Source organism: Actinosynnema sp. NPDC002837 (assembly GCF_040295345.1).
Taxonomy (GTDB): domain Bacteria; phylum Actinomycetota; class Actinomycetes; order Mycobacteriales; family Pseudonocardiaceae; genus Actinosynnema.
Genome location: NZ_JBEOVG010000204.1, coordinates 1 through 1,784 on the forward strand (window position 1 = coordinate 1; position 1,784 = coordinate 1,784).

At 70.6% G+C, this 1,784-nt stretch carries 1 protein-coding gene; it reads right to left on the reverse strand.

The window, feature by feature from the left end; translation table 11 throughout:
- Positions 1-26 precede the first annotated feature (26 nt).
- Complete coding sequence (locus tag ABTZ99_RS44875) at positions 27-1,697, reverse strand: IS1182 family transposase (protein ID WP_499619277.1); 1,671 nt, start codon at positions 1,695-1,697, stop codon at positions 27-29.
- Positions 1,698-1,784: the final 87 nt, after the last annotated feature.

Here is a 1,784-nt window from a genome sequence, read left to right on the forward strand (position 1 = left end):
GGGATGCTGTTGGCGAATGCGCCCCGTCAGCTTTGGCTGGCGGGGCGCAGCGCTGCGAAGTGCGATGTCCGGGTCGACGCGTGTGGTGTCCCCGCGTGCCAGGCGTTGAGTCGGACGAGGTTCATCCCGGCGGCGGTGAGGACGTGTTGCAGGTGGGTCTTGGCCAGGCCGCGGTAGCGGGATCGGCGTAGACCGAACGAGCGGACGCCCTGGGAGACGGTCCCCTCGATGCCGGCGCGGTGGCCGTAGCGGCGCAGCCAGTCCGGGGTGCCCTGGTCGCGGCGGGCGGTCTGGAGCACTTCGTGCAGGTCGCGGTCGCCGCGCAGGCTGACCTGGCGGCCCATCCTGGGCTTGGTGGTGGTGCACTTCGCGCGCAGTGTGCAGGGGTTGCAGTCGGCCGGGGAGAAGCGGGCCAGGACACGCGGGTTGCGTTCGGAGGCGGTGTCCACGCGCCACTGTCTGCTGGTCTTGCCGCCTGGGCAGTGCGCCGTCTTGTTGTCCCAGTCGATGGTGAACGCGTCGATGCCGAAGCCCTCGCCCGCGGTGTTCTGCCAGTTGGTGTTGGCCTGCACCGGGCCGAGAAGCTCGACGCCGTGGTTGCGGCGGGCGGTGACGATCTGCTGGGCGGTGGCGTAGCCGGCGTCGACCAGGTGCAGCCGCGGGAGTAAGCCGCGACGTGCGAGCCGGTCGTGGACCACGTCGACCATGACGGTGTCGCTGCCGCTGGCCGGAGTGGTCTCCACCGCCGTGATCAGGTGTGGCGCGTCGGGTTCGCAGGTCTCGGTGAGGTGGACCTTGTAGCCGTCCCACTCGACACCGCGTTGGCCGTTCGTGCGGGCCTCGGGATCGTAGGGATTGCAGTGGCGGATCGCCCCGGCAGGCTGTCCGTCGCGTCGGCCGCGACCACGCACGACCCCGTCGGTGATCGTGAACTGCTGGACCCAGACCTGCCGCAGCAGCTCGACCGCGGGCAGGTGCCGCAGCCAGTCCCAGTCACCCGGCGTCGCGACCGCGAGCAGCAGCTCCACCCCGTCGCGGCCGACCTGGTCGATGTCGTCGATCCTGGCCGACCAGCGTTTCGACCGCCCGTTGTCGTCGTCCTCCAGCGGCCGGGAGTAGCGGTCGAACCACTCCGGCGGCGCCAGCGCGGCCAGCCAGTCCGGCGCCGCCACCGCGACCGCGTTCAATGCCGCCCGCAGCGTCTCCGCGGCGAACTCCGTGCGTGAGCGTTCCCTGGCCCAGGTCAGCACGCGCGTCGCGTCCGTGCGCGCCCGACCGCCGGCCTTGAGCAGACCCGCCTCGCCTACCGCCCGCAGCACAAGATCCAGCAGCAACTGCTCACGGCCGCCTGCCACCAGACGGTCCCGGAACTCCGAGAGCACCGAGTGGTCGAACCCGCAGTCCTCCAACTCCAGCCCCAACGCGTACTTCCAGTCCACCCGCGCCCGCACCGCGTGCGCGGCCTGCCGGTCCGGCAATCCCTCGGCGAACTGCAACACCGACACCAACGCCAACCGGCCCGGCGAATACGCCGGCTTCCCCCGCGTCGAGAACAACCCCACGAACTGCTCGTCGGCGAACACCGGACCCAGCAGATCCCGCATCAGCATCGCCGTACAGCCCTTGGGAAACGCGGCACGCGCCACCCGGGCCGTCAACTCCGGTACCTCACCCGGACCAGCAGGCCGCAACGACACCGACAACCTCCACACGACGACGCCCCCGACACGACCGGATGATCATGTCGAGGGCGTCGTCGTAGATCAATTCGCCAACAGCATCCC